This window comes from Pediococcus stilesii, assembly GCF_001437075.1.
Classification (GTDB): Bacteria; Bacillota; Bacilli; order Lactobacillales; family Lactobacillaceae; genus Pediococcus; species Pediococcus stilesii.
In genome coordinates this window covers 68,765-90,273 of record NZ_JQBX01000005.1, presented here as the reverse complement: position 1 = coordinate 90,273, position 21,509 = coordinate 68,765, and the positions used below count along the sequence as shown (strand labels likewise).

Genomic DNA, 21,509 nt, shown 5'->3' with positions numbered 1-21,509 from the left:
TTATTGAATATATGGTATATTGATTATTAGAGGAAAACGTTTAACTAAGATAGGTATATTTGTTGAAAACATTTCCATATGGACTGATACTTAGATCAGATAAAAGGTTTTACATTTTATGGTTAAACGTTTACCATAAGAACATAAATTAATATGGAGGTTAGGAAATGGCTGATAGAACATTAATTGACTCTGGAAAATTTGCAATGGAATTTGCTGAGTCTGTGTCAAAAAAAGACGTTGATAACTCTAAAATTTTAGACGAGGCCAAGAAATATTTGCTTAGTTATTTAACAGCTTATTATTTGATTGAAGATTTTAATAAGATTGAAAATACTAATTTTAATAGCACTGATGAAAAGAAATTCAAAGATTTATCTTTCAATGAATTAATGGCTCGTGTTAAACAACTTAATCGTTATTAATAAACCGAATGGGGGAAAATAAAATGAACTTAATTTTAAATACATGGATTTTTGAAAGCGCTGTCAAAGAAGGAACAACTCAAACCGAACTTGTTGATCGAGTAGCCAAGCTTGGTGTTGATGGAATCGAAGTTCGTCGTGAATATTTCACCGACACTGCACAAGAAACAAAATCAGTTGGTGAACACGCTAAACAACAAGGTTTGATTGTCAATTACAGTGTTCCAGACGAAGTATTTTTAGAAGATGGAACGATCAATCCTAAATTGAAGCAATATTTTGACGAAGGATCAGTAATGGGAATTAGCAAGATTAAATTCAATACGGGTCATTTTGATCGCTTTACTGGTGATTTAAAAGAGGCTTTTGAGGGACTACCTTTGGATCAAATTGAAATGAACGTTGAAAATGATCAAACGCCGGTATCTGGAACTGTTAAAGCCATTAAAACCTTTTTAGATGCTGCTCATGACGCAGGACTAGTTCAATTGGGCTATGTTTATGATCTTGGTAACTGGGGATTTACACATGGTGATGCAGTTCAAAGCGCAAAAGATTTGGCGAAATATACGCACTACATTCATCTTAAAAACACAATTGATCAAGATGGAACGATGGTAACTTCTGATGATTTAAATACAGGAATGTTTGACTGGAAAGATATTATTTCATACTTGCCACATGACGTGAGTTTTGCCTTGGAATACCCAATGAAGGATGATGAACAAATTCTTGAACAAATCAAGGTATTCCGAGCGGGGGTAGGTGAATAATATGGTTTCAACAATTAGTGCGATTTTACTTTTAATAACGTTTGTATTTTTTACATACTACATTATTAAGGGTGGAAATCTCGTAATCGGATTCTTCGTAATGGCGATTATTTGGTCGGTTGTGGGAATGATCCCGGCTAACATTGTTATTCAAAAAGTGTTTGCGGAACCGGCATTAAATTACGGGCCGACGATCATCTACATTGTTTTTGGTTCGTGGTTTGGTCGAGTTTTGGTTGATAGTGGGATTGCTCCGGCAATTTCACAACAGACTAATCGGGTTGGTAAGAAACATCCAGTCTTAGCTGGAATTCTGATTTTACTTGTTACGTCATTTATTTTTGTTAGCGCGTATGGTGTTGGATCGGTAATCGCCATTGGTGTTATCTTACTTCCAATCATGCTATCGGTTGGTATTCCGCGTGATTTAGCATTATCTGTTTTCTCAATGGCAATTGGGGCACCAATGTATTTGAACGTTGTTTTATACAACCAGGTAAAGGCCTTCTTTCCAAATGCCGTTTATGGTGGTAAATATCTAATCTTTGCAGCGATTGCCGGGGTAGTTCAATTGCTTGCCGTAATTATTTTCTTCGTCTTGAATCGACGTCGAATTGATCCTGCCAATGCTGAACAAAATTTGGAAATAATTGGTGCAGAACAGCCGAGTGATGATGGAAAGTCAAACGTTAGCGTTTTAACTTACATTATTCCAATCGTGCCAGTATTGATGAATATGATTTTTAAATGGGATGCAATTCCATCTCTAACGTTAGCAACAATTTTAGCGATGTTATTAACTGGCAAGATGAAGGGCTACAAGAAATTTGTTGAATTCTTAAATAATACAATTCAACAATCGGTCAGCGATATTGCCGGATTAATTATGTTCTTGATGGCATTGATTATGTTTAGTCGTGCTGCTTCACTTGATGCGGTTCGTTTTAAACCACTATTTGCTGCAATCTTACCAAATAGCCATCTAGTTTTGGCGTTAGCATTGGGTGTTTTGGCACCATTGGCGTTATTCCGTGGGCCACTTCATCTATGGGGTGCTGGTGCAGCGACTGCAGCGGTCCTATCAGGAACCGGATTATTCAACGATTCCTTCTTAATTCCGCTCCTTTACGCACCCGCAATTTTGGCGGTTTCGACGGATATCACGCAGTCTTGGAACGTATGGGGATTGAGCTACATGAAAGTTCAATCAAAAGACTTCTTGAAACATGGTGTTCCCGTCATGTGGATTGTAACGATTATTAATGAACTGTTAGTCTATTACTTCTTTGGATAAATTAAAAATTTGAATAAATTAAAAAAGAAATGGGGATTTTAAAATGAGTGAAGTTATTACAATTGGAGAACCAATCACAACTTTTGCGTCAAAAGAACCCGATGTTTCATTGGTAGATGCCGTTGAATTCCATAAAATTTTGGGAGGAGCGGAACTGAACGTGGCCATCGGTGTCAAACGTCTTGGACATTCGGTCGAATATATTTCTGGGGTAGGAGAAGAACCCCTTGGCGAATTCGTTATCAAAACAATTAAAAGTCATGCGGTTGGAACAAAGTATATCAGTAGCGATTCCCGGTATTGGACTGCATTTCAATTAAAAGATATGGTGACAAAAGGCGATCCCCAGACGTATAATTATCGTCGTGGTTCTGCTGCAGCGCACCTTACAAAAGATGTAATTGAAAATGTCGACTTGGACGATGTTAAAATTGCTCATATGTCAGGTATTTTTCCAGCCATCTCTGATACGGCGGAAGAAACATTTCGGACTTTAATGGATCGTTTGGTTGAAAAGGGAACATTGATTACTTTTGATCCTAACTTACGACCACCATTGTGGAAAGACGAAGAAACCATGCGGACAACAATTAATGACTTAGCTGGGTTTGCTGACATCGTTCTTCCGGGAGTGGGAGAAGGAAAAATTTTAATGGGCTCAGAAGATCCTGAAGAAATTGCTGACTTCTACCTCAAGGGCCAGCGAACTAAGACGGTCATCGTTAAAATTGGCCCGGATGGAGCATTCGTTAAGAATAAGGATGGGGAATCCTTTACCGTTAAGGGCTTTAAAGTTGATCATATTGTTGATACAGTAGGAGCTGGCGATGGATTTGCTCTAGGAGTAATTACCGCCTTGCTTGAAAACAAGTCATTAAAGAGCGCCGTTCTACGTGGAAATGCTGTTGGAGCCTTGCAGGTTCAAACACCAGGTGATAATGATGGTTATCCGACACCTGATGAATTAACTGCGTTTTACAAAAAAGAGGGGGTTCAAGAAGAATAATGAAATTACAAGTTGCAATTGATCGAGTAGATTTGGATTACGCGGTTAAAATTGCTAACCAACTGGATTCAGTTGTTGATATCATTGAATTTGGAACATCACTTGTTAAGGATTATGGATTAATTGCGATTAAGAATTCAAAATTAAATTTACAGCATGCACAGCTGTTGATTGATTTGAAAACAATTGACGAAGGTCCTTACGAGTTTGATAAAGGGTTTGATGCCGGTGCAGACATTCTGACCGTTATGGGTGCGTCTGCGGTTGATACGATTGAAAAAGTTTATGCGATCGCTGAAGAACGGGAAAAAGACATGTTTATTGATATGATGGAAATCCACCAAAATAAGCGCGAAGAAATTTCTGAATTCAGTAACGCGATTTATGGAATCCACCATGCAATGGACGCAGAAACTGGATTTGATGCTGTTGAAACGGTTGCCGAATTTCATCACATGTTCCCTAAAATTAGCCGTATTTCAGTGGCCGGCGGAATTAATTTAGAAGTCGCCCAAAAATTGGCCAAACAAGGAATTGTCGAGAGTGTCATTGTTGGTGGCGGAATTATGAAAGCCAGTGACCCAGTTGCTATGGCTAAAAAATTTATGGAGGTAATGAACTAATGGAGCTAATCGATCAAGTTCTTGGAGAAATCAACGAAGTAATGGGGATGGTCCAAGAGGATCAACTAAAGGATGCCGAAAATATAATTCAAAAGGATCGTCGAATTTTTGTTTTGGGTGCTGGAAGATCAGGATTAATGGCGAAGGGTTTTGCCATGCGATTAATGCACATTGGTTATACAGTGTACGTTGTTGGTGAAACAATTACACCGTCGATTCAACTCGAAGATGTCTTGGTTTCAGTTTCAGGATCTGGAAAAACAGGTAGTGTCCTCGAATTGACTCAAAAGGCTAAAGACGATGGTGTGAAGATTGTTGCTTTGACTAGCAATGCTGATTCTCCTCTAGGACAATTAGGCGACGCAACGGTGGTTGTTCCTGGTGCTACAAAAACTGGCGATGGGGTAAAGTCCATTCAGTTGCTAAGTTCACTATTTGATCAAAGTGTTCATGTTACTTTGGACGTTTTGACTTTAATGCTAAGTCGTCGGGATCATGTCTCAAATGATTCGGCTAAGTCGACACATTCTAACATGGAATAATCAATTAAAAATACTCAAATTGGCTGACTAAAAGCTGCCGATAAAATACCGGAGATGAATAATCTCCGGTATTTTTTTATGCAAACTATTAATTTTTAGTTTTAAAAACGAACATTTATAAAAATAAAATATAAAATAGTTCGTAAAAATGGTTGATTAATTTTTGGCCAGTTGTTAAACTGAAATTGAAAATTGATCAATAAGAAAGGAAACATCATGAAAAAAGTTGCAGTGGTAATGGGTTCAATTTCTGATTGGCCAACAATGGAGTTGACGGCGAACATTTTGGACGAATTTGGAATCGATTATGAAAAACATATTATTTCGGCACATCGAATGCCGGATCAGCTTCAACAGTTCAGCAAAGATGCTATTACAAATGGCTACGGCGTAATCATTGCTGGAGCTGGTGGGGCAGCACATTTACCAGGGATGCTGGCGGCAAATACGACTTTACCAGTGATTGGCGTACCAATTGAAAGTCATGCATTACACGGAATGGACTCACTGTTATCGATCGTTCAAATGCCAAGCGGTGTACCGGTTGCAACTACTGCAATTGGAAATGCTGGGGCCAAAAACGCAGCTTTACTAGCAACTGAAATTTTAGCTGTGGAAAACTCACAATTAGTACTTAAACTAAATGATTTTCGCCAAAGACAAACACAGGAGGCCATTAATAGTGAAATGCAATTCTGAAGGAGGAATTCTCTTACCTCCAGCGACGATTGGGATCGTAGGAGGCGGACAACTGGGCCAAATGATCGCATTGTCTGCAAAAGCAATGGGATACAAGGTCGGGGTGTTGGATCCTTTACCCGATTGTCCAACAGCACAGGTAAGTGACTTTCAAATCGTCGCAGAATACGATAACCATCGCGCATTAATGCAGTTGGCAGAACGTAGTGACGTTTTGACCTACGAGTTTGAAAACGTCGATGTGGATAGCCTGACTGAGGCTCAAAAAATTACGGCACTTCCTCAAGGAACTAATTTATTAGAAATAACCGGCGATCGTTTGCACGAAAAGAATTTTTTAGAGGGACGCGATATTCCAGTGACGCCATTTGCTGCTGTTGAGCATCCGAGCGATTTGAAAAAAGCCGTTGAAAAAATCGGTTTTCCGAGCATCTTAAAGACCGTTGAGGGTGGATATGATGGTCACGGTCAGCAGGATTTAAATTCTGAAGCTGATTTAAAAGCCGGTGAAGAACTTGTCTCAAAATCAATTTGTATTTTAGAGAAGAAGCAAAATTTTGCCAAAGAACTCTCAGTAATGGTAACTCGGAGTCGTAATGGTGAGATTAGAAGTTTTCCAGTTGTTGAAAACATCCATCGAAATCATATTTTGCATGAAACGATTGTTCCAGCGCGTGTTTCAAAAGATGTTCAGCAAAATGCACAAAAGATTGCGCGACAAATTGCTCAAGGACTGTGTCTAAGAGGGGTACTTGGAATTGAATACTTCATGCTCGAAGACGGGCGTCTGATGGTTAATGAATTGGCGCCTCGTCCACATAATTCGGGGCATTATTCAATCGAAGCGTGCAATATTTCTCAATTTGAGGCACACATACGAAGCATTTGTGGACTGGAAATTCCGAAAATCAAATTACATTCAGAAGCGATAATGGTTAATTTATTAGGTCAACACCTACAACCGGCGAGGGATCGGTTACCTGAACGCCCCAATTGGCATTTTCATGATTATGGAAAATTGGAAGCACGCAAAAACCGTAAAATGGGTCACATTACAATGCTGGGAGATCGTCATCAATTATTAGATGCAGTTAATACAGAACATATCTGGGAGAATGAAGAATAATGAAAAAGACAACTTTGATTAAAGAAGGAAAAGCAAAACGGCTTTATAATACCGATGAAACAGAAAATGTATGGGTTGAATACATGGATCAAGCAACCGCTCTAAACGGTAAGAGAAAAGATCACGTTGAAGGTAAAGGAACCTTAAATAATCAAATTGATTGCATGATTTTTGAACTATTAAATGCAAAAGGTATTCACACGGACTTTATTAAAAAGATTTCTAAAAATGAACAATTAAATTTAAAAGTTAATATTATTCCACTTGAAGTGGTCGTTCGCAATGCGGCGTCTGGTAGTTTTCAACGAAAATTTGATGTGCCGTATTTGCAAGAGTTCGATCAACCAGTAGTGGAATTTTTTTATAAATCGGATGCCCTAGACGATCCGTTTATCAACACCAATCAGGCACAGGCTTTGAAAATAATTACGGCTGAAGAAGGAGAAATATTGCAAGAAATGGCTTTACGAATTAATTCGATTCTCAAGCAACGTTTTGCCCAAGCTGGACTGGAATTGGTTGATTTTAAAGTTGAATTTGGAAAAAACAGTGAGGGAGAAATCATCCTCGCTGATGAAATTTCACCGGATTCTTGTCGATTAGTTGATTTAGAAACCAGGGCATCTTTTGATAAAGATGTTTTTCGAAAGAAAACGGGCGATTTAGTTACCGTCTACCAAGAAGTTTTGGACCGCTTGATTAATTCTCAGGAGGAAGCACATGTATAACGTTAAAGTATATGTTACGTATAAAAAATCAATTTTGGATCCCCAAGGTGAAGCAATTAAAACCGCACTACATCGAATGGAACATCAAGATGTAATGCAGGTGACCGTTGGAAAATATTTTGAGATGCAGATTAAAGATAATGGACAAAATATTGACGAGCAAGTTAATAAAATGTGTGATGAATTATTGGCAAACGTTAATATGGAAACCTATCGTTACGAAATCACCGAAGCAGCAAAAGTGGAGGAATAAAGATGAAGTATAGCATTATTCGTTTTCCAGGATCGAATTGTGATTGGGACATGTTTTATACGTTGCAGGATGTAATGAACGTGACACCCGTGTTTGTTGATTATCGAGAAGAAGAACTCCCTGAAAACACGGCCGCAGTCTTCATCCCAGGTGGATTTTCATATGGCGATTATCTTCGCAGTGGCGCAATTGCACGCTTCTCGCCAATTATGGAGGCCGTCAAACGCTTTGCTGACAGTGGACGACCAGTAGTTGGGATTTGTAATGGGTTTCAAGTGTTGACCGAAGCGGGTCTCTTGCCTGGGGCATTGCGACGAAATGATAGTTTGAATTTCATTTGTAAACCCCAAAAACTAACGGTCGAGAATTCACAAACCCGATTTACAAGTCGTTTCAACTTGAATCAGACGGTCATGTTTCCAATCGCACATGGTGAGGGAAACTACTATTGCGATGAAGATACATTAAAAAAATTAGAATCAAATCAACAAATTCTTTTCCGCTATCAGGGGAACCCCAATGGTAGTACAGATGATATCGCTGGAATTACTAATGAACGGGGAAATGTTCTTGGCATGATGCCTCATCCAGAGCGAGCGAGTGACGCTCTGTTGGGTGGAGCGGATGGAAAACTATTATTTCAAAGTTTAATTGAAAGTGTTGCGCAAAACATTTAATAAAGGAGCCCTTAAACATGATGACGGAGCTAACACCAACTGAAATTCGCGATCAAAAGCTATATTTACAATGGGGGCTAAGCGAAGACGAATATCAACAAATTCAAAATGATTTAGGAAGATTGCCTAATTTTACTGAAACAGGATTATTTGCTGCAATGTGGAGTGAGCATTGTTCTTACAAGAATTCAAAGCCACTCTTAAAACAATTTCCAACGACTGGAGATCAAATCCTGCAGGGCCCAGGCGAGGGAGCAGGAATCGTTGACATTGGAGACGGCCAGGCGGTGGTGTTTAAGGCAGAAAGTCATAATCATCCGACAGCGGTTGAACCATATCAAGGTGCCGCAACTGGAGTAGGTGGAATCGTTCGGGACATTTTTTCGATGGGAGCACGGCCAATTGCGCTTATGGACAGTCTACATTTTGGCGAACTAAATGACGCACATACAAAATATCTGGTTGATCAAACAATTGCTGGAATTGGTGATTATGGAAATTGTATGGGAATTCCGACGGTTGGTGGCGAAACAACGTTTGATTCGATTTATCAAAGTAATCCGGTGATGAACGCGATGTGCGTAGGACTACTAGATGTTAATGACCAGCAAAAGGGTGCCGCTGCTGGTGTTGGCAATTCGATTTACTATGTCGGTGCCAAGACTGGACGGGATGGGATTCAAGGAGCAATTTTCGCTTCGACCGAGTTTAGTGACGAACACGAAACACAGCGCTCTGCCGTTCAAGTTGGAGACCCCTTTGCAGAAAAACAATTGATGGAAGCCTGTTTGGAACTAATTCATGAACATTCGGATATTCTAGTTGGAATTCAAGATATGGGTGCCGCTGGATTGGTCTCTTCATCCGCTGAAATGGGTGCGAAGGCTGGCTATGGAATGGAGATCAATTTAGATACAGTTCCTAAACGTGAAAATGGAATGATTCCGTACGAACTGATGCTTTCTGAGTCTCAAGAACGAATGCTGCTTTGTATCAAACAGGGTCATGAACGCGAAGTGGAAGAACTATTCCGACGTTATGACAGTGAAGCCGTTCAAATTGGTAAGGTAACCGCAAATAAGCAATACCAGCTCTTTTTTAAGAATCAATTGGTTGCGGATGTTCCAATCCACGCGTTGGTTGATGAGGCGCCAGTTTATCGGCAACCTAGCCAAAAACCGGCTCACATTAGTAACAAAGCTGGACAATGGTATCCACAAATTGATAATTTAACCAATACTTTTGAACAAATATTAAAACAACCAACAATTGCAAATAAAAGCGCCATTTACGAGCGTTATGACTCTCAAGTTCAAACCAATACCATTTCAACCGACCGAAGTGATGCGGCAGTTGTTAGGATTCGCGGGACAAAAAAAGCGTTAGCGATGACGACCGACGCCAATCCACGCTACTTGTATTTAGATCCGCAAATCGGCGGTCAAATCGCGGTTAGTGAAGCGGCACGTAATATTGTCGCAACGGGTGGAATTCCACTTGCAATTACGGATTGTTTGAACTTTGGTAGTCCGGAGGATCCAGAAAGTTACTACGAATTAGAGCAGGCAACTAAGGGGATGGCGGAAGCCTGCGCAACGTTTGATACTCCGGTTATTTCAGGTAATGTTTCGCTTTATAACGAGTCTAACCAACAACCGATTTATCCAACGCCAATGGTTGGAATGGTTGGATTAATTGAAAATCTGGATTGGATTACAACGCTTGATTTCAAGAAAGACGGCGATTTGATCTACGTTTTGGGAAAAACGGGCGATGATTTCAATGGAAGCGAAATTCAAAAAATGCAGGATACAGATATTCATGGTCAACTTTTTGATTTTGACCTTGAATACGAAAAAAAGCAGCAACAATTAGTCACTAAACTGATTCATCAACGATTAATTAAAAGTGCCCATGATTTAGCTGAAGGTGGACTGGCAATCGGTTTAGCAGAAAGTAGCTTTGCTTCTGGTCGCGGTTTTAGCGTTAAAACCCAGTTAACGGGAGGACAGTTATTTTCCGAAACGCAATCACGTTTTATTGTGACAGTTGATCCAGAAAATCAAACTCAATTTGAAAAGATGGCCGGAAATGCGGCCACATACCTTGGAGTGGTCGGTGGACAACAGTTACGAATTCAAGCCAGCGATAGTTTACTCCAAATTGATTTGAAACAGGCTCAAGCAAGCTGGAAGGGAGCCTTAGAATGGCAACTGAAGTAAAAAGCCTTAACGAAGAGTGCGGAATTTTTGGTGTTTGGAACGATCCCGAAGCCGCCAAGAGAACGTATTTTGGTCTTCACAGCTTACAACATCGAGGACAAGAAGGCGCAGGAATCGTAGTTCGACAGGAGAATGGTCAGCTTTTGGGCCACAAAGGTATGGGATTATTGGCGGATGTTTTTAGTCGTCCCGAGGCTTTGGATACTTTAGTTGGAACAAGTGCAATTGGACATGTTCGCTATGGAACAGCCGGAAGTCACGGCATCGAAAATATTCAACCATTACTTTTTCACTACCTAGATGGCGATGTGGCAATGGCACATAATGGAAATTTAACCAACGCTGTTAGTAGTCGACGTGTGCTTGAAAAAAGTGGAGCGACTTTTCAATCGAATTCAGACACTGAAGTTTTGATGCATCTAATCCAGCGCCAAAAGGAAGCGACGTTTGTCGAACGATTAAAGGCGAGCTTAAATCAAATTAAAGGTGGCTTTGCATATTTGATTTTAACCAAAGATGCCTTATACGCGGCGCTTGATCCAAATGGATTTCGTCCTCTGTCGATTGGACAATTGGAAAATGGCTCATTTGTTGTTGCAAGTGAGACATGTGCTTTGGATGTTGTCGGTGCGCGTTTTGTTCAGGATGTTAAGCCAGGTCAGTTAGTTCAAATTGACGATAATGGGATGAGCATCACTAACTATACAAATCAAACTCAATTGGCTGTTTGTTCAATGGAGTATATCTACTTTGCCCGACCTGATTCCAATATTTATGGGGTTAATGTCCATTTGGCACGTCAGCGAATGGGGTATCAATTGGCGAAAGAGAATCCAATCGATGTTGATATTGTTGTTGGAGTTCCCAATTCTTCCTTGTCAGCGGCCTCAGGGGTAGCCTTAGCGCTGAACGTTCCCAACGAAATGGGATTGATAAAAAACCAATATAGTAGTCGAACTTTTATTCAACCGACGCAGGAATTGCGCGAACAGGGTGTAAAAATGAAATTATCCGCTTTAAAGGCGGTTGTGGATGGAAAAAACGTTGCATTGGTAGACGATTCGATTGTTCGCGGAACCACCAGCAAGTACATCGTTAAAATGTTAAAAACTGCGGGTGCCAAATCCGTACATCTAATGATTAGTTCACCACCGCTTAAATATCCATGTTTTTACGGTATTGATATTGAGCATACGCGTGAATTAATGGCGGCTAACCATTCGGTTGAAGAAATGCGGGCGATGATTGGTGCCGATTCACTACATTTTTTGAGTTTACCAGGCTTAATTAAGGCAATTGATTTAAAACATAATGCTCCCAATGAAGGATTATGTGTTGCGTATTTTGATGGTAACTACCCAACTCCGCTCTATGACTACGCGGCGGATTTTGAGGCTCCTAAAACGGCCGATGAACGGGTGCTATCGGCAACGGTGGAGATGGAGGAAGTGTAATGACTAAAAATGCATATGAAAAGGCGGGCGTAAACATCGCTGCGGGTGAAGCCGTTGTTGAAGATTTAAAAAAGAATTTGATCCATAACGATCCTCATATTCTAGGTGGAATTGGGAGTTTTGCTGGATGTTATCAAATGTCTTCCGACCAGTTGGATCATCCAGTTTTAGTAGCTGGTACGGATGGGGTTGGTACAAAAGTGTTACTTGCTGCTGAAGCCGATCGGGTTGAAACAATTGGTCAAGATTTGGTCGCTATGTGTGTAAATGATTTGCTAGCTCAAGGAGCTTTACCGCTATTCTTCTTAGATTATTTAGCATTATCGCATCTTGATGAACAGCAGGTTAAAAAGATCCTGAATGGTGTTTTGAAGGCATGTCAAACGCATTCAATTGCGTTACTTGGCGGTGAAACAGCTGAAATGCCCGGAATTTATGAAAAAAATCACTTTGATTTAGCCGGATTTGCGGTTGGGCTAGCTAATAAAGACAGTCTTTTCAGCCCAGCAATGGTATCCGAGGACGATGTATTAATTGGTTTACCATCGAGTGGATTGCATAGTAACGGATATTCATTGGTTCGAAAAATTTTATTTGAAGATCACCAGTATCAATTTACCGATGTGCCAAAGGAGCTAAACCAAGATTTAATTACTGAATTACTGACACCAACCCGTATCTACGTGAATACGCTACGCCCATTACTAGAAGAGCATCTAATTCGTGGCGCAGCTCATATTACAGGTGGTGGATTATTGGATAACGTGCCACGAATGTTACCAGACAATTTACAAGCAGAATTTAATTTACAAAGCTGGCCAATTCCACTAATTTTTAGTTTGCTAAGTCAATTAGGTGACCTTAGTCAATCCGAACGGTATCAGACTTTTAATATGGGAATTGGAATGGTTTTAGCGGTTAAGCGCGATCAAGTTGACCGTGTGGAGCAAATTTTAGCAAATAATAACGAGTTATTTTACGAAATTGGAAATGTAAAAAGAAGATCACAAGATGCTCCTGCCGTTGAACTTTTGGAGAGTGACAATGGCTAATATTGCGATTTTTGCATCTGGGACGGGAACTAATTTTGTTGCTTTAGATCAGCATATTCAAAAGTCCAAGTTACCAATTCGAATTCAATGTTTAATTTGTGATCAACCTACGGCGTTGGTGATAAACGAAGCACGTAAAAGAAATATTCCGGTTTGGACACATCGCTTAAATGAATTTGAAAGTAAAAAGGCCTATGAAATGGCGATCTTAAAAGAATTACGACAGTATAAATTGGATTTAATTGTTTTAGCAGGATACATGAAAATCGTGACGGATGTACTTTTAAGTGCCTATCCACAATCGATCGTTAATTTGCACCCAGCATTGTTACCAGCATTTCCAGGGAAAAATGGGATTGAGGACGCCTTTAATTACGGAGTTAAGGTTACTGGCGTGACGGTGCACTGGATCGATACAGGGATTGATACCGGTCCGATTATTGCTCAAGAAGCAGTTAATATTTTGCCAGACGACAGCGTGGAAAGTTTAGCCGCTAAAATTCATCGGGTAGAACACCAGCTATATTTTGATAGTTTATGCAAAGTTTTACGCCAACGCGCGTTAATTAAATGAGATGAGGAGAATTTTATTCATGAAAACAGCATTGATAAGCGTATCAGATAAAACAGGAATTGTTGATTTTGCGAAAGGCCTAGTTGAAAGAGGTTATAGACTCGTTTCGACTGGTGGAACCAAAAAAGCACTCGAAGATGCCCAAATTAATGTGATTGGTGTTGAAGAAATTACCGGCTTTCCTGAAATGCTTGATGGGCGTGTTAAGACGCTTCATCCTGTCATTCATGGTGGGCTACTTGCTCGCCGCGACCTTCCAGAACATATGGCGGCTTTAAAGGAACACAACATCGATTTAATCGATCTAGTTTGTGTCAATCTATATCCATTTAAGTCCACTATTATGCGTGATGGGGTAACCGAACCAGAAGCAATCGAACAAATTGATATTGGTGGTCCAAGCATGCTCCGCTCCTCAGCAAAGAACTTTGTATCAGTTTTACCAGTGGTTGATCCAAGTGATTATCAACCTGTATTGGATGCGATTACTAATCAAACAGATGATATTGATTTTCGTCGGAATTTAGCATTAAAAGTTTTCCAACATACCGCTGCTTATGACGCTTTAATTGCTAAGTATTTGGGACAAAATGTTTCTGAGGAATTTCCTGAAAATCTAACTATGACATATACTAAAAAACAAGCATTGCGATATGGTGAAAACAGTCATCAAAAAGCGGCCTTTTATGAAGATGCCATTCCAGTACCATTCTCAATCGCACAAGCAAAACAATTACATGGAAAAGAACTTTCCTATAACAATATCAAAGATGCCGATGCGGCCTTGAAGATGAACGCCGAATTTAATCAACCAGCTGTCGTCGCAGTTAAACACATGAATCCCTGTGGAATCGGTTTGGGAGACTCCATCGAAGAAGCTTGGGATCGAGCTTATGCGGCAGATTCAATGTCAATATTTGGTGGAATTATCGTCTTGAACCGTCCAGTAGATTTGGCGACCGCCGAAAAGATGCATCAAATTTTTCTCGAAATAATTATTGCTCCAAGTTTTGATGATGATGCTTTTGAAGTACTAGCGAAAAAGAAAAATGTTCGATTGATGACGGTTGATTTCACTAAGCGACTGGATGATAAAGAATTAGAAACGGTTTCGGTCATGGGAGGATTGTTATTACAAGATCAAGATGCTGTGGTTGAAACAGAAAAAGACTTCAAGGTTGTTTCAAAACGTCAACCAACGGAAGAAGAAATTCAAGCAATGGTCTTTGGTCAAACGGTTGTTAAACATGTTAAGAGTAACGCAATCGTTGTTACCACCGCTCATCAAACCTTAGGAATTGGAGCTGGACAGATGAATCGAATCGGTTCGGTTGAAATCGCCATTAATCAGGCCGAAGCATCTGCAGATTTTAAAAACGCGGTGATGGCTTCGGACGCATTCTTCCCGATGGATGATTGTGTTGAGTTTGCAGCTAAACATGGCATTAAAGCGATCGTTGAACCTGGTGGGAGTATCAAAGATCAGGATTCAATTGATAAAGCGGATGAATACGGAATTACACTAGTATTTAGTGGACGTCGTCACTTTAGACACTAAAACGGGAGGAACGATATGGCAAAGGTTTTAGTTGTTGGAAGTGGGGCACGTGAGCATGCGTTGTGTCGTCAGTTATTACTGAGTCCACAGGTGGATAAAGTCTTTTGTGCACCTGGAAATGCGGGGATGAGTGAACCTAATCTCGAAACTGTTAAAATTAATGAACTAGAATTTGATCAATTAGTGGGATTTGCGGAAAAAAATCAAATCGATTTAACGATTGTTGGACCTGAATTGCCACTCCAAAAGGGAATTGTTGACCGCTTTAACGTGATAGGACAAAATATTTTTGGACCAACCAAAATGGCCGCGGCCCTAGAGGGTTCTAAAACGTTCGCCAAAGAAGTGATGCAAAAAGCCGAAGTTCCAACGGCTAGATACGAAAGTTATACGGATGAAATTACGGCAATCAAGGCTGTAGAAAACGTAACTTATCCAATTGTGATTAAAGCTAATGGCTTAGCCGCGGGGAAGGGCGTTGTAATTGCGGAGGATTATGCAACTGCTTCAACGACCGTTCATAATATGTTGGGAAACCATCAATTTGGAACTGATTCGATTATTGTTGAGGAATTTTTACAAGGACAAGAATTTTCGTTGATGGCCTTTGTTAATGATGAACAAATTATTCCAATGCCACTATCGCAGGATCACAAAGCTGCTTTTGATAATGATCGTGGTCCCAATACTGGTGGAATGGGTGCTTATAGTCCATTACGTCAGTTTCCAGAGAATTTAACACAAATTGGAATTGAAAAAATAATTCAACCAATTGTGCATGCGTTAAAGCAAGATAGCATCCCATTTTGTGGAGTATTATATGCAGGATTAATTCTAACCACCGATGGACCAAAGGTAATTGAATTTAATGTTCGACTTGGCGATCCAGAGACGGTTGTCGTTTTACCACAATTACAAAGTGACTTGTATGAGCTGTTACAAGGACTTTTGCATCACGAAAAAGTGGTTCCAACGTGGCAAACTGATCAAACTTATCTCGGCGTAGTGATTAGTTCGGAAAGTTATCCACAGAGTTCAGGAAGTGGAGTTCCACTGACATCATTTGAAAATCTACCCAGAGATATCAATGTGGATTACTCAGGGGTGAAAAGACAAGATGGAATGTTGGTTAGCAATGGTGGTCGGGTGCTGTGTTTAACAACCGCTGCTCCAGATATTCAACAAGCACAAGATAGGATATATGGTTGGCTTAACCAGCAACAGCTCGATGGATTGCGTTATCGACATGATATTGGAAATAAAGGCAAGCAGTAATTAAATTTAGCTAAAAGAAAAATACCGTTTACTTCGAGATGAAGTAAACGGTATTTTATTATTTAAACATATATACATATTACGACTATTCTTATATTTTGTTATAATCGGTGAACAAAACCTTTATTGTCAACATATAACAAGTCGTGAGGTGTTATATGAGTGCAAATATAAATATAGGGAAACTGATTAAACAAGTCCGCAAGAACAGCCATATGACCAAGAAACACTCGCTGAAAAGAGTGATTTATCGGTCAACTTTATTTCGCGGATTGAACGGACAGATAATCAAAATATTAGCTGGGAAAATATTGAAGCGATTTCAAGTGCGATGGGACTATCGGTGATTGAACTACTCCAAGTTAATGAAGAAAAAACACAAAAACGGGGACTTTATTTAACAAAACTTTTAAGCATTTTAGAAGAGATGGATGATTTGAAATCTGAAGAACTGAGTAAAAACATCATTGATATAATAAGGTTACTAGATGGTAAAAGCTGAACTCCAAAAGTTCAGCTTTTTCGTTTCGAGTGTTTAACTTCTTTCCGTGTACTATATATAATAAAACGCAACCAATGCTATAATAAAGCATTAATACTCAATGATAGATGGTGGATAAATGACAAAGAAAGCAAATATTAAAGACGTGGCAGCCTTGGCCGGTGTTTCAACAGCGACGGTATCACGTTACTTAAATCACGATCTAAGTCGAATGTCTGAAAAGACGGCCGAAAAAGTGCAAGATGCAATTACAAAATTAAATTATGTTCCAAATTTAGTAGCAAGACAAATGATTACAAAATCGAGCAAGATGATTGCCGTTTTAATTTCAAATATTGATGACTATTTTTCAACGGAATTATTTAAAGGTGTCAGTTCCATGCTTGAAAGTAAGGGTTACATAGCGGTGATGTTTGATTCTAATTCAGATGCTGCGCGTGAGCAAAAACTCCTTAAAACGATTGGAAGTCGAATGTTTGACGGGCTGATTATTCAACCAATCAATAATTCTCATATTGTCCAAGAATCACTTGGTCGCAAGATTCCGATCGTTGTTGTCGATCGAGGCTTCCAATCAAGCCCTTGGCCACAGGTAATCGCAGATAATTATCAGTCAGCACGCACTGCGACAAAATTCTTTTTGGACCAAGGTTATAAACATGTGGTGGTATTAACATCTGAATTAAATTCAGTTAGTTCACGTTTGGAACGTTATCGCGGAATCAAATCGTTAACTGATGATGTTGATATTATCCAAATTGACGAGAATTCATATAATCAGTCGGCGATATTTAAAGAACTCGTTCAAAAGATTGATAGAGTTAAAGAAGATACTTTAATTTTTGCGTTAAAAGAAAGATGGCTGCTAGAATTCGTTCCAAGTCTAACAATGAAGTCGCGGATAGAGGATCGCCATTTGGCAATTACTGGATTTGCGGATACTAAAATGGTGACACAGTTAGATCCTAATTTACACTTAGTAACCCAGCGACCATTTTTAATGGGAGCAAGTTCAGCAGAACTAATGATTCAGGGATTGAATAGCGACGAAGAGGTTCAACAAGAAGTTATAATTGATTCGAAGTTTGAATAGGGGGAGTAGGTTAGATGCTGGAAATTAAGAATGTGAGCAAGAGTTTTGGAGGAAACATAGCGGTTTCAAATGAAAGTTTTGTTGTGGAACGTGGAAAAATTTTGGGTTTAATTGGTCAAAATGGTGCTGGGAAAACGACCACTTTTCGAATGATTTTAGATTTTTTGAGTCCAGATGAGGGGACGATTACTTGGAATGGACGGCCAATTAGTCAAATTAATCGCGACTTTATCGGCTATTTGCCCGAAGAACGCGGATTATATCCTAAAATGACCGTTGAGGAACAAATTTTATTCTTTGGTCAGTTACATGGAATGAAACGACGTGAAGTGCTATCAAAGATTGACCAATGGATGGACCGCTTCCAAGTTAAAGGAAGTCGAAAAGATAAGATTAAAAATTTATCGAAAGGAAATCAACAGAAAGTGCAACTAATTGCTGCTTTAATTTTTATGCCAAAACTAGCAATATTAGACGAACCGTTTTCGGGACTAGATCCGGTTAACGCTGGGTTGCTAAAAGATGGTATTCGGTTTCTTCAGAAAAATGGAACGGCAATTATTTTTTCTAGTCACGATATGACTAATGTGGAAGATTTATCAGACAATTTGGTAATGCTCCGCAATGGACAAGTCGTTTTAAATGGGACAGTTGCTGAAGTTCGTAATCATTATGGTGATACGAGAATCTATATTAAAAATGATGGGATTACGCAGGAAGAGCTTCAAAAGTTGGCGGGCGTTCAAGCCGTTCAAAAAAGTGGTGATCGGTTTATTTTAGAGATTAGTGATGCTGCTGAAGGTCCCAATATTTTCAAGGCGGTTACTCGAAATGGCTTTATTAAAGAATTTAGCCAGCAACCACCTACACTGGATGAGATTTTCAGAATGAAAGTTGGTGACCAAAATGCGTAAATTAAGCCTAATTGCCAATCAAGTTGTCAAAAAGAACTTAAAAAGTTTCAGCTGGTGGATGCTCGTCTTAGCACCGTTGCTGGGCCTGCTGTTTATTAGTGGAATCAGTTGGTATAGTAATTCCACCAATAAGAATGATATGGTCGCGGTGGTTGCGCCAAATGCTATTACAACGGCATTAAAAGCGCAAAATAACAATCAGGTTACATATAAGAGCTACGAAAATAATCAAAAAGCTCAAACGGCTTTAAAAAACGAAGATGTTGACGGGATTTTATTGGTTAATCTAAAGAATAATAGTTCACAGCTTTTAACCAGTAAAAATGGAGATAATGTTGATTCTAAATCAATCCAGTCCAACCTATCAACGATCAATACGGCAATGGTAGCTCAATCTTTAGGGCTGAATCAAAAACAATTGCGTCAATTGCTCATGACCCCGAATTTAAAAAAAGAAACGGTGGCCTTTAGCGATGGAAAAATGAAAATCGATAATAGTAAAAGTGATGATCTGAAGATGATGCTTGCTCAAGTCGTAGGATTCGCGATGTACATCTTTTTAATGAGTTACGGAAGTATCGTCGCACAGGAAATTGGAACGGAAAAGGGATCGCGGATCGAAGAATCCATTTTAACCGCAGTGAAGGCTAAAACTCAATTTTATGGTAAGCTCGTTGGAATGGCCACACTAGTAATTCTTCAACTACTCTTATACGGGGTGATTGCGTTGGGTGTCTGGATGTTCAGAGATCGAATCACGATATTAAATGATTTTGTCAAAGCCATCCCGTGGAATCAATTTGATGGATCATTCTTATTGATTATGTTGGCGTTTTTCATTATCGGAATTGTTTCTTATACCATTTTAGCTGCACTATGTGGATCATTAGTTTCTAATCCAGAGCAAGTTGGCCAGGCTTTTACACCAATTTTACTTTTGGCGATGGCTGGTTATGTTGCGGCACTGATGGTCAATGAAGGATCAACTTTGTTAATGTCAATTTTAAGTTATATTCCGTTTATTAGTCCAATTGTAATGCCGGTCCGCTATGGAATTGGGCAAGTTGGAACAGTGGAAGCACTGATTTCGCTGGGGATTAACCTAGGATTTATGATTGTATTCACGCTCTTTAGTGCACGAGCTTATAAAAAGAATGTGCTTATCTACAACGATGCCGGAATTTTTAAGTTTTTTAAGAAGAAAAAGTAAGGATACCGGTCAAGAATCTTTCTAACAAAAAATAGTGCTTCGGAAGACATGGTCATGTCTGTCCTAAGCACTATTTTTAAATTATCGTAGTCGACTAAATTAATCGTTAAGATTATAACGAAGTTTCATATGAGCTGAACCTAAAGTGACCATTTCACCAAGTAACTTCGTTTGATGGGTGAATGATTCGTTCGCCATTTCTTCGTTGGCTTTTTCAAGATATGCAACGATATCGGTTTGACCAGCCAAATTTTGATCAGTTTCATTTTGAATTTGACGGTAAACACCGGTTGCTTCAAGTTCGAAGGTGTTTCGAAGGTCCACGTAAAGATCGTAGTCGGTATCACCAAGCAATGCAGTTGTACAGCTCAACCAGTACATATTGTTCATATCAAATGTTCCTGTCGCGTTTTTATAAACGGCAGGGGTGTCGTTGACGTTTGCGTAAAATGGCACAACTGTATTGAATGTATTTGCACCGTAGGCCAACCAGTGGATACCAGCAATTTCAGCCGGAACGTTGTTACGAATTTGAATAATGTGAACATTGTGATTTCGATTAATACCGATCGGACGGAAAAGCGTTTTTTGATCTTCGGTGCCGTTACCGTATGGGTCGTATTCAGTATTTTCAAAATGAGAGCTTAGTACAAACTTAACGTCTTCGATTGCAATTTTTTTACTAGCATGGCAAATGAAAGGTAAGTCTTGCTCCATTGGGTCATGTTTAATTTCTGGATTAAAATACTTTTGACCATACCATGTACGGGGGTTATTATAAACAGTATCCTTAATTGATGCGCTTCCGAAGATATGGCGGAAATTATAGCCATCAAAGTCAGGGTTTAACTGATATTTGTCAATCAAATCTTTTAAATCGTCTGAACAAAGCGTGTCATCAGAATCGAAGTCAAAATTATCAATGTTCATCCGATTAGGAGCAACTACATAAGCATCATCTGGGATACGAACCGCAGCCCAATGGTGTCCACCAATTGTTTCAAGCCACCAAACTTCTTCGTTGTCATTAAAGGCAATGCCGTTAGGTTCGTAAGTTCCGAATTCTTCTAATAGGGCACCCAAACGAAGAACACCATCTTTGGCGCTATGGATGTATGGGAGGACTAAAGTAACGATATCTTCTTCACCAATTCCGCCTTCAACGTAGGGATCGATTCCAAGCACACGTGAGTTAGTAGTGATGGTTTCGGTGGCCGACATTCCGACGTTCTCACTATTGATACCAGCGGCAGGCCAAATACCATTCGTTAAAATCGAGTTTGGCATTGATGTATAACGAAGTGGATTTTCGGGTAATTTAATTTTCACACCACTGATGACTGATTGATAATTTTGAGGTTGATCTTCTGGATTAACCACTACGAAACGTTGTGGATCAAGAGCCTCGTGGCCATCGTCATTACGTGAAATAATGGTCGAACCATCAATTGACGCATTTTTACCAACTAAAATTGTCGTACAAGATCCTTGAATTTTTTTACTCATAAA

General features: G+C 39.5%; 22 protein-coding genes and 1 pseudogene. 22 read left to right on the top strand and 1 reads right to left on the bottom strand.

The annotated features are described in order from the left end of the window. Positions 1–167: 167 nt before the first annotated feature. The 22 genes and pseudogenes from IV81_RS03320 (at position 168) to IV81_RS03220 (ending at position 20,000) form a co-directional block, all read left to right on the top strand. On the top strand, positions 168–425 hold the full coding sequence (locus IV81_RS03320) for a hypothetical protein (protein WP_057802274.1): 258 nt from the start codon (positions 168–170) through the stop codon (positions 423–425). Positions 426–448: 23 nt separating this feature from the next. Next, positions 449–1,198, top strand: a complete 750-nt coding sequence (locus IV81_RS03315; protein WP_057802272.1) for a sugar phosphate isomerase/epimerase family protein — start codon at positions 449–451, stop codon at positions 1,196–1,198. A 1-nt stretch (position 1,199) separates the two neighbouring features. Next, positions 1,200–2,492 carry a hypothetical protein gene (locus IV81_RS03310; protein WP_057802271.1) on the top strand — a complete coding sequence of 431 codons (1,293 nt, stop codon included), beginning with the start codon at positions 1,200–1,202 and terminating at the stop codon, positions 2,490–2,492. 43 nt (positions 2,493–2,535) lie between these two features. After that, entirely contained in the window at positions 2,536–3,498 is a 963-nt protein-coding gene (locus tag IV81_RS03305; protein WP_057802269.1) for a sugar kinase, read from the top strand. Then, a complete protein-coding gene (locus IV81_RS03300) occupies positions 3,498–4,121 on the top strand; it encodes an orotidine 5'-phosphate decarboxylase / HUMPS family protein (protein ID WP_057802267.1) in 624 nt (207 codons plus the stop codon). The genes IV81_RS03305 and IV81_RS03300 overlap by 1 nt, the downstream gene beginning before the upstream one ends. Then, on the top strand, positions 4,121–4,663 hold the full coding sequence (gene hxlB / locus IV81_RS03295) for a 6-phospho-3-hexuloisomerase (RefSeq protein ID WP_057802265.1): 543 nt from the start codon (positions 4,121–4,123) through the stop codon (positions 4,661–4,663). Before IV81_RS03300 ends, hxlB begins: the two co-directional genes overlap by 1 nt. Positions 4,664–4,879: 216 nt before the next feature. Continuing rightward, a complete protein-coding gene (gene purE, locus IV81_RS03290) occupies positions 4,880–5,362 on the top strand; it encodes a 5-(carboxyamino)imidazole ribonucleotide mutase (RefSeq protein WP_057802263.1) in 483 nt (160 codons plus the stop codon). Continuing rightward, positions 5,346–6,488, top strand: coding sequence for a 5-(carboxyamino)imidazole ribonucleotide synthase (purK, locus tag IV81_RS03285; protein ID WP_057802262.1), 1,143 nt, complete (start codon positions 5,346–5,348; stop codon positions 6,486–6,488). Before purE ends, purK begins: the two co-directional genes overlap by 17 nt. Continuing rightward, a complete protein-coding gene (purC, locus tag IV81_RS03280; protein WP_057802260.1) occupies positions 6,488–7,216 on the top strand; it encodes a phosphoribosylaminoimidazolesuccinocarboxamide synthase in 729 nt (242 codons plus the stop codon). The genes purK and purC overlap by 1 nt, the downstream gene beginning before the upstream one ends. Then, a complete protein-coding gene (gene purS, locus IV81_RS03275) occupies positions 7,209–7,469 on the top strand; it encodes a phosphoribosylformylglycinamidine synthase subunit PurS (RefSeq protein WP_057802257.1) in 261 nt (86 codons plus the stop codon). Before purC ends, purS begins: the two co-directional genes overlap by 8 nt. Before the next feature lie 2 nt (positions 7,470–7,471). After that, on the top strand, positions 7,472–8,146 hold the full coding sequence (purQ, locus tag IV81_RS03270; protein ID WP_057802255.1) for a phosphoribosylformylglycinamidine synthase subunit PurQ: 675 nt from the start codon (positions 7,472–7,474) through the stop codon (positions 8,144–8,146). A gap of 17 nt (positions 8,147–8,163) precedes the next feature. Continuing rightward, entirely contained in the window at positions 8,164–10,368 is a 2,205-nt protein-coding gene (gene purL / locus IV81_RS03265; RefSeq protein ID WP_057802254.1) for a phosphoribosylformylglycinamidine synthase subunit PurL, read from the top strand. After that, positions 10,353–11,822 (top strand): amidophosphoribosyltransferase, encoded by a 1,470-nt coding sequence (purF, locus tag IV81_RS03260; RefSeq protein WP_057802252.1) that lies wholly within the window; start codon positions 10,353–10,355, stop codon positions 11,820–11,822. Before purL ends, purF begins: the two co-directional genes overlap by 16 nt. Then, positions 11,822–12,874, top strand: coding sequence for a phosphoribosylformylglycinamidine cyclo-ligase (gene purM, locus IV81_RS03255; RefSeq protein WP_057802250.1), 1,053 nt, complete (start codon positions 11,822–11,824; stop codon positions 12,872–12,874). The genes purF and purM overlap by 1 nt, the downstream gene beginning before the upstream one ends. Continuing rightward, positions 12,867–13,448, top strand: coding sequence for a phosphoribosylglycinamide formyltransferase (purN, locus tag IV81_RS03250; protein WP_057802248.1), 582 nt, complete (start codon positions 12,867–12,869; stop codon positions 13,446–13,448). The genes purM and purN overlap by 8 nt, the downstream gene beginning before the upstream one ends. 19 nt (positions 13,449–13,467) lie before the next feature. Next, positions 13,468–15,006, top strand: coding sequence for a bifunctional phosphoribosylaminoimidazolecarboxamide formyltransferase/IMP cyclohydrolase (purH, locus tag IV81_RS03245; protein ID WP_057802246.1), 1,539 nt, complete (start codon positions 13,468–13,470; stop codon positions 15,004–15,006). A gap of 15 nt (positions 15,007–15,021) precedes the next feature. Continuing rightward, on the top strand, positions 15,022–16,281 hold the full coding sequence (gene purD / locus IV81_RS03240) for a phosphoribosylamine--glycine ligase (RefSeq protein WP_057802244.1): 1,260 nt from the start codon (positions 15,022–15,024) through the stop codon (positions 16,279–16,281). A gap of 262 nt (positions 16,282–16,543) precedes the next feature. Then, positions 16,544–16,588 (top strand): annotated as a pseudogene (locus IV81_RS09615) (hypothetical protein); the annotation flags it as partial. Positions 16,589–16,624: 36 nt separating this feature from the next. Further along, a complete protein-coding gene (locus tag IV81_RS09490; RefSeq protein WP_236696820.1) occupies positions 16,625–16,783 on the top strand; it encodes a hypothetical protein in 159 nt (52 codons plus the stop codon). A gap of 118 nt (positions 16,784–16,901) precedes the next feature. Further along, positions 16,902–17,876 (top strand): LacI family DNA-binding transcriptional regulator, encoded by a 975-nt coding sequence (locus IV81_RS03230; protein WP_057802242.1) that lies wholly within the window; start codon positions 16,902–16,904, stop codon positions 17,874–17,876. A gap of 14 nt (positions 17,877–17,890) precedes the next feature. Further along, positions 17,891–18,790, top strand: a complete 900-nt coding sequence (locus IV81_RS03225) for an ABC transporter ATP-binding protein (protein WP_057802239.1) — start codon at positions 17,891–17,893, stop codon at positions 18,788–18,790. Beyond that, complete coding sequence (locus IV81_RS03220) at positions 18,783–20,000, top strand: ABC transporter permease (RefSeq protein WP_057802237.1); 1,218 nt, start codon at positions 18,783–18,785, stop codon at positions 19,998–20,000. Before IV81_RS03225 ends, IV81_RS03220 begins: the two co-directional genes overlap by 8 nt. A 99-nt stretch (positions 20,001–20,099) precedes the next feature. Here IV81_RS03220 and IV81_RS03215 read toward each other — a convergent pair whose 3' ends face one another. Further along, positions 20,100–21,506: a C69 family dipeptidase gene (locus IV81_RS03215; RefSeq protein ID WP_057802236.1), complete on the bottom strand. Its 1,407-nt coding sequence runs from the start codon at positions 21,504–21,506 to the stop codon at positions 20,100–20,102. Between the last annotated feature and the right edge of the window lie 3 nt (positions 21,507–21,509).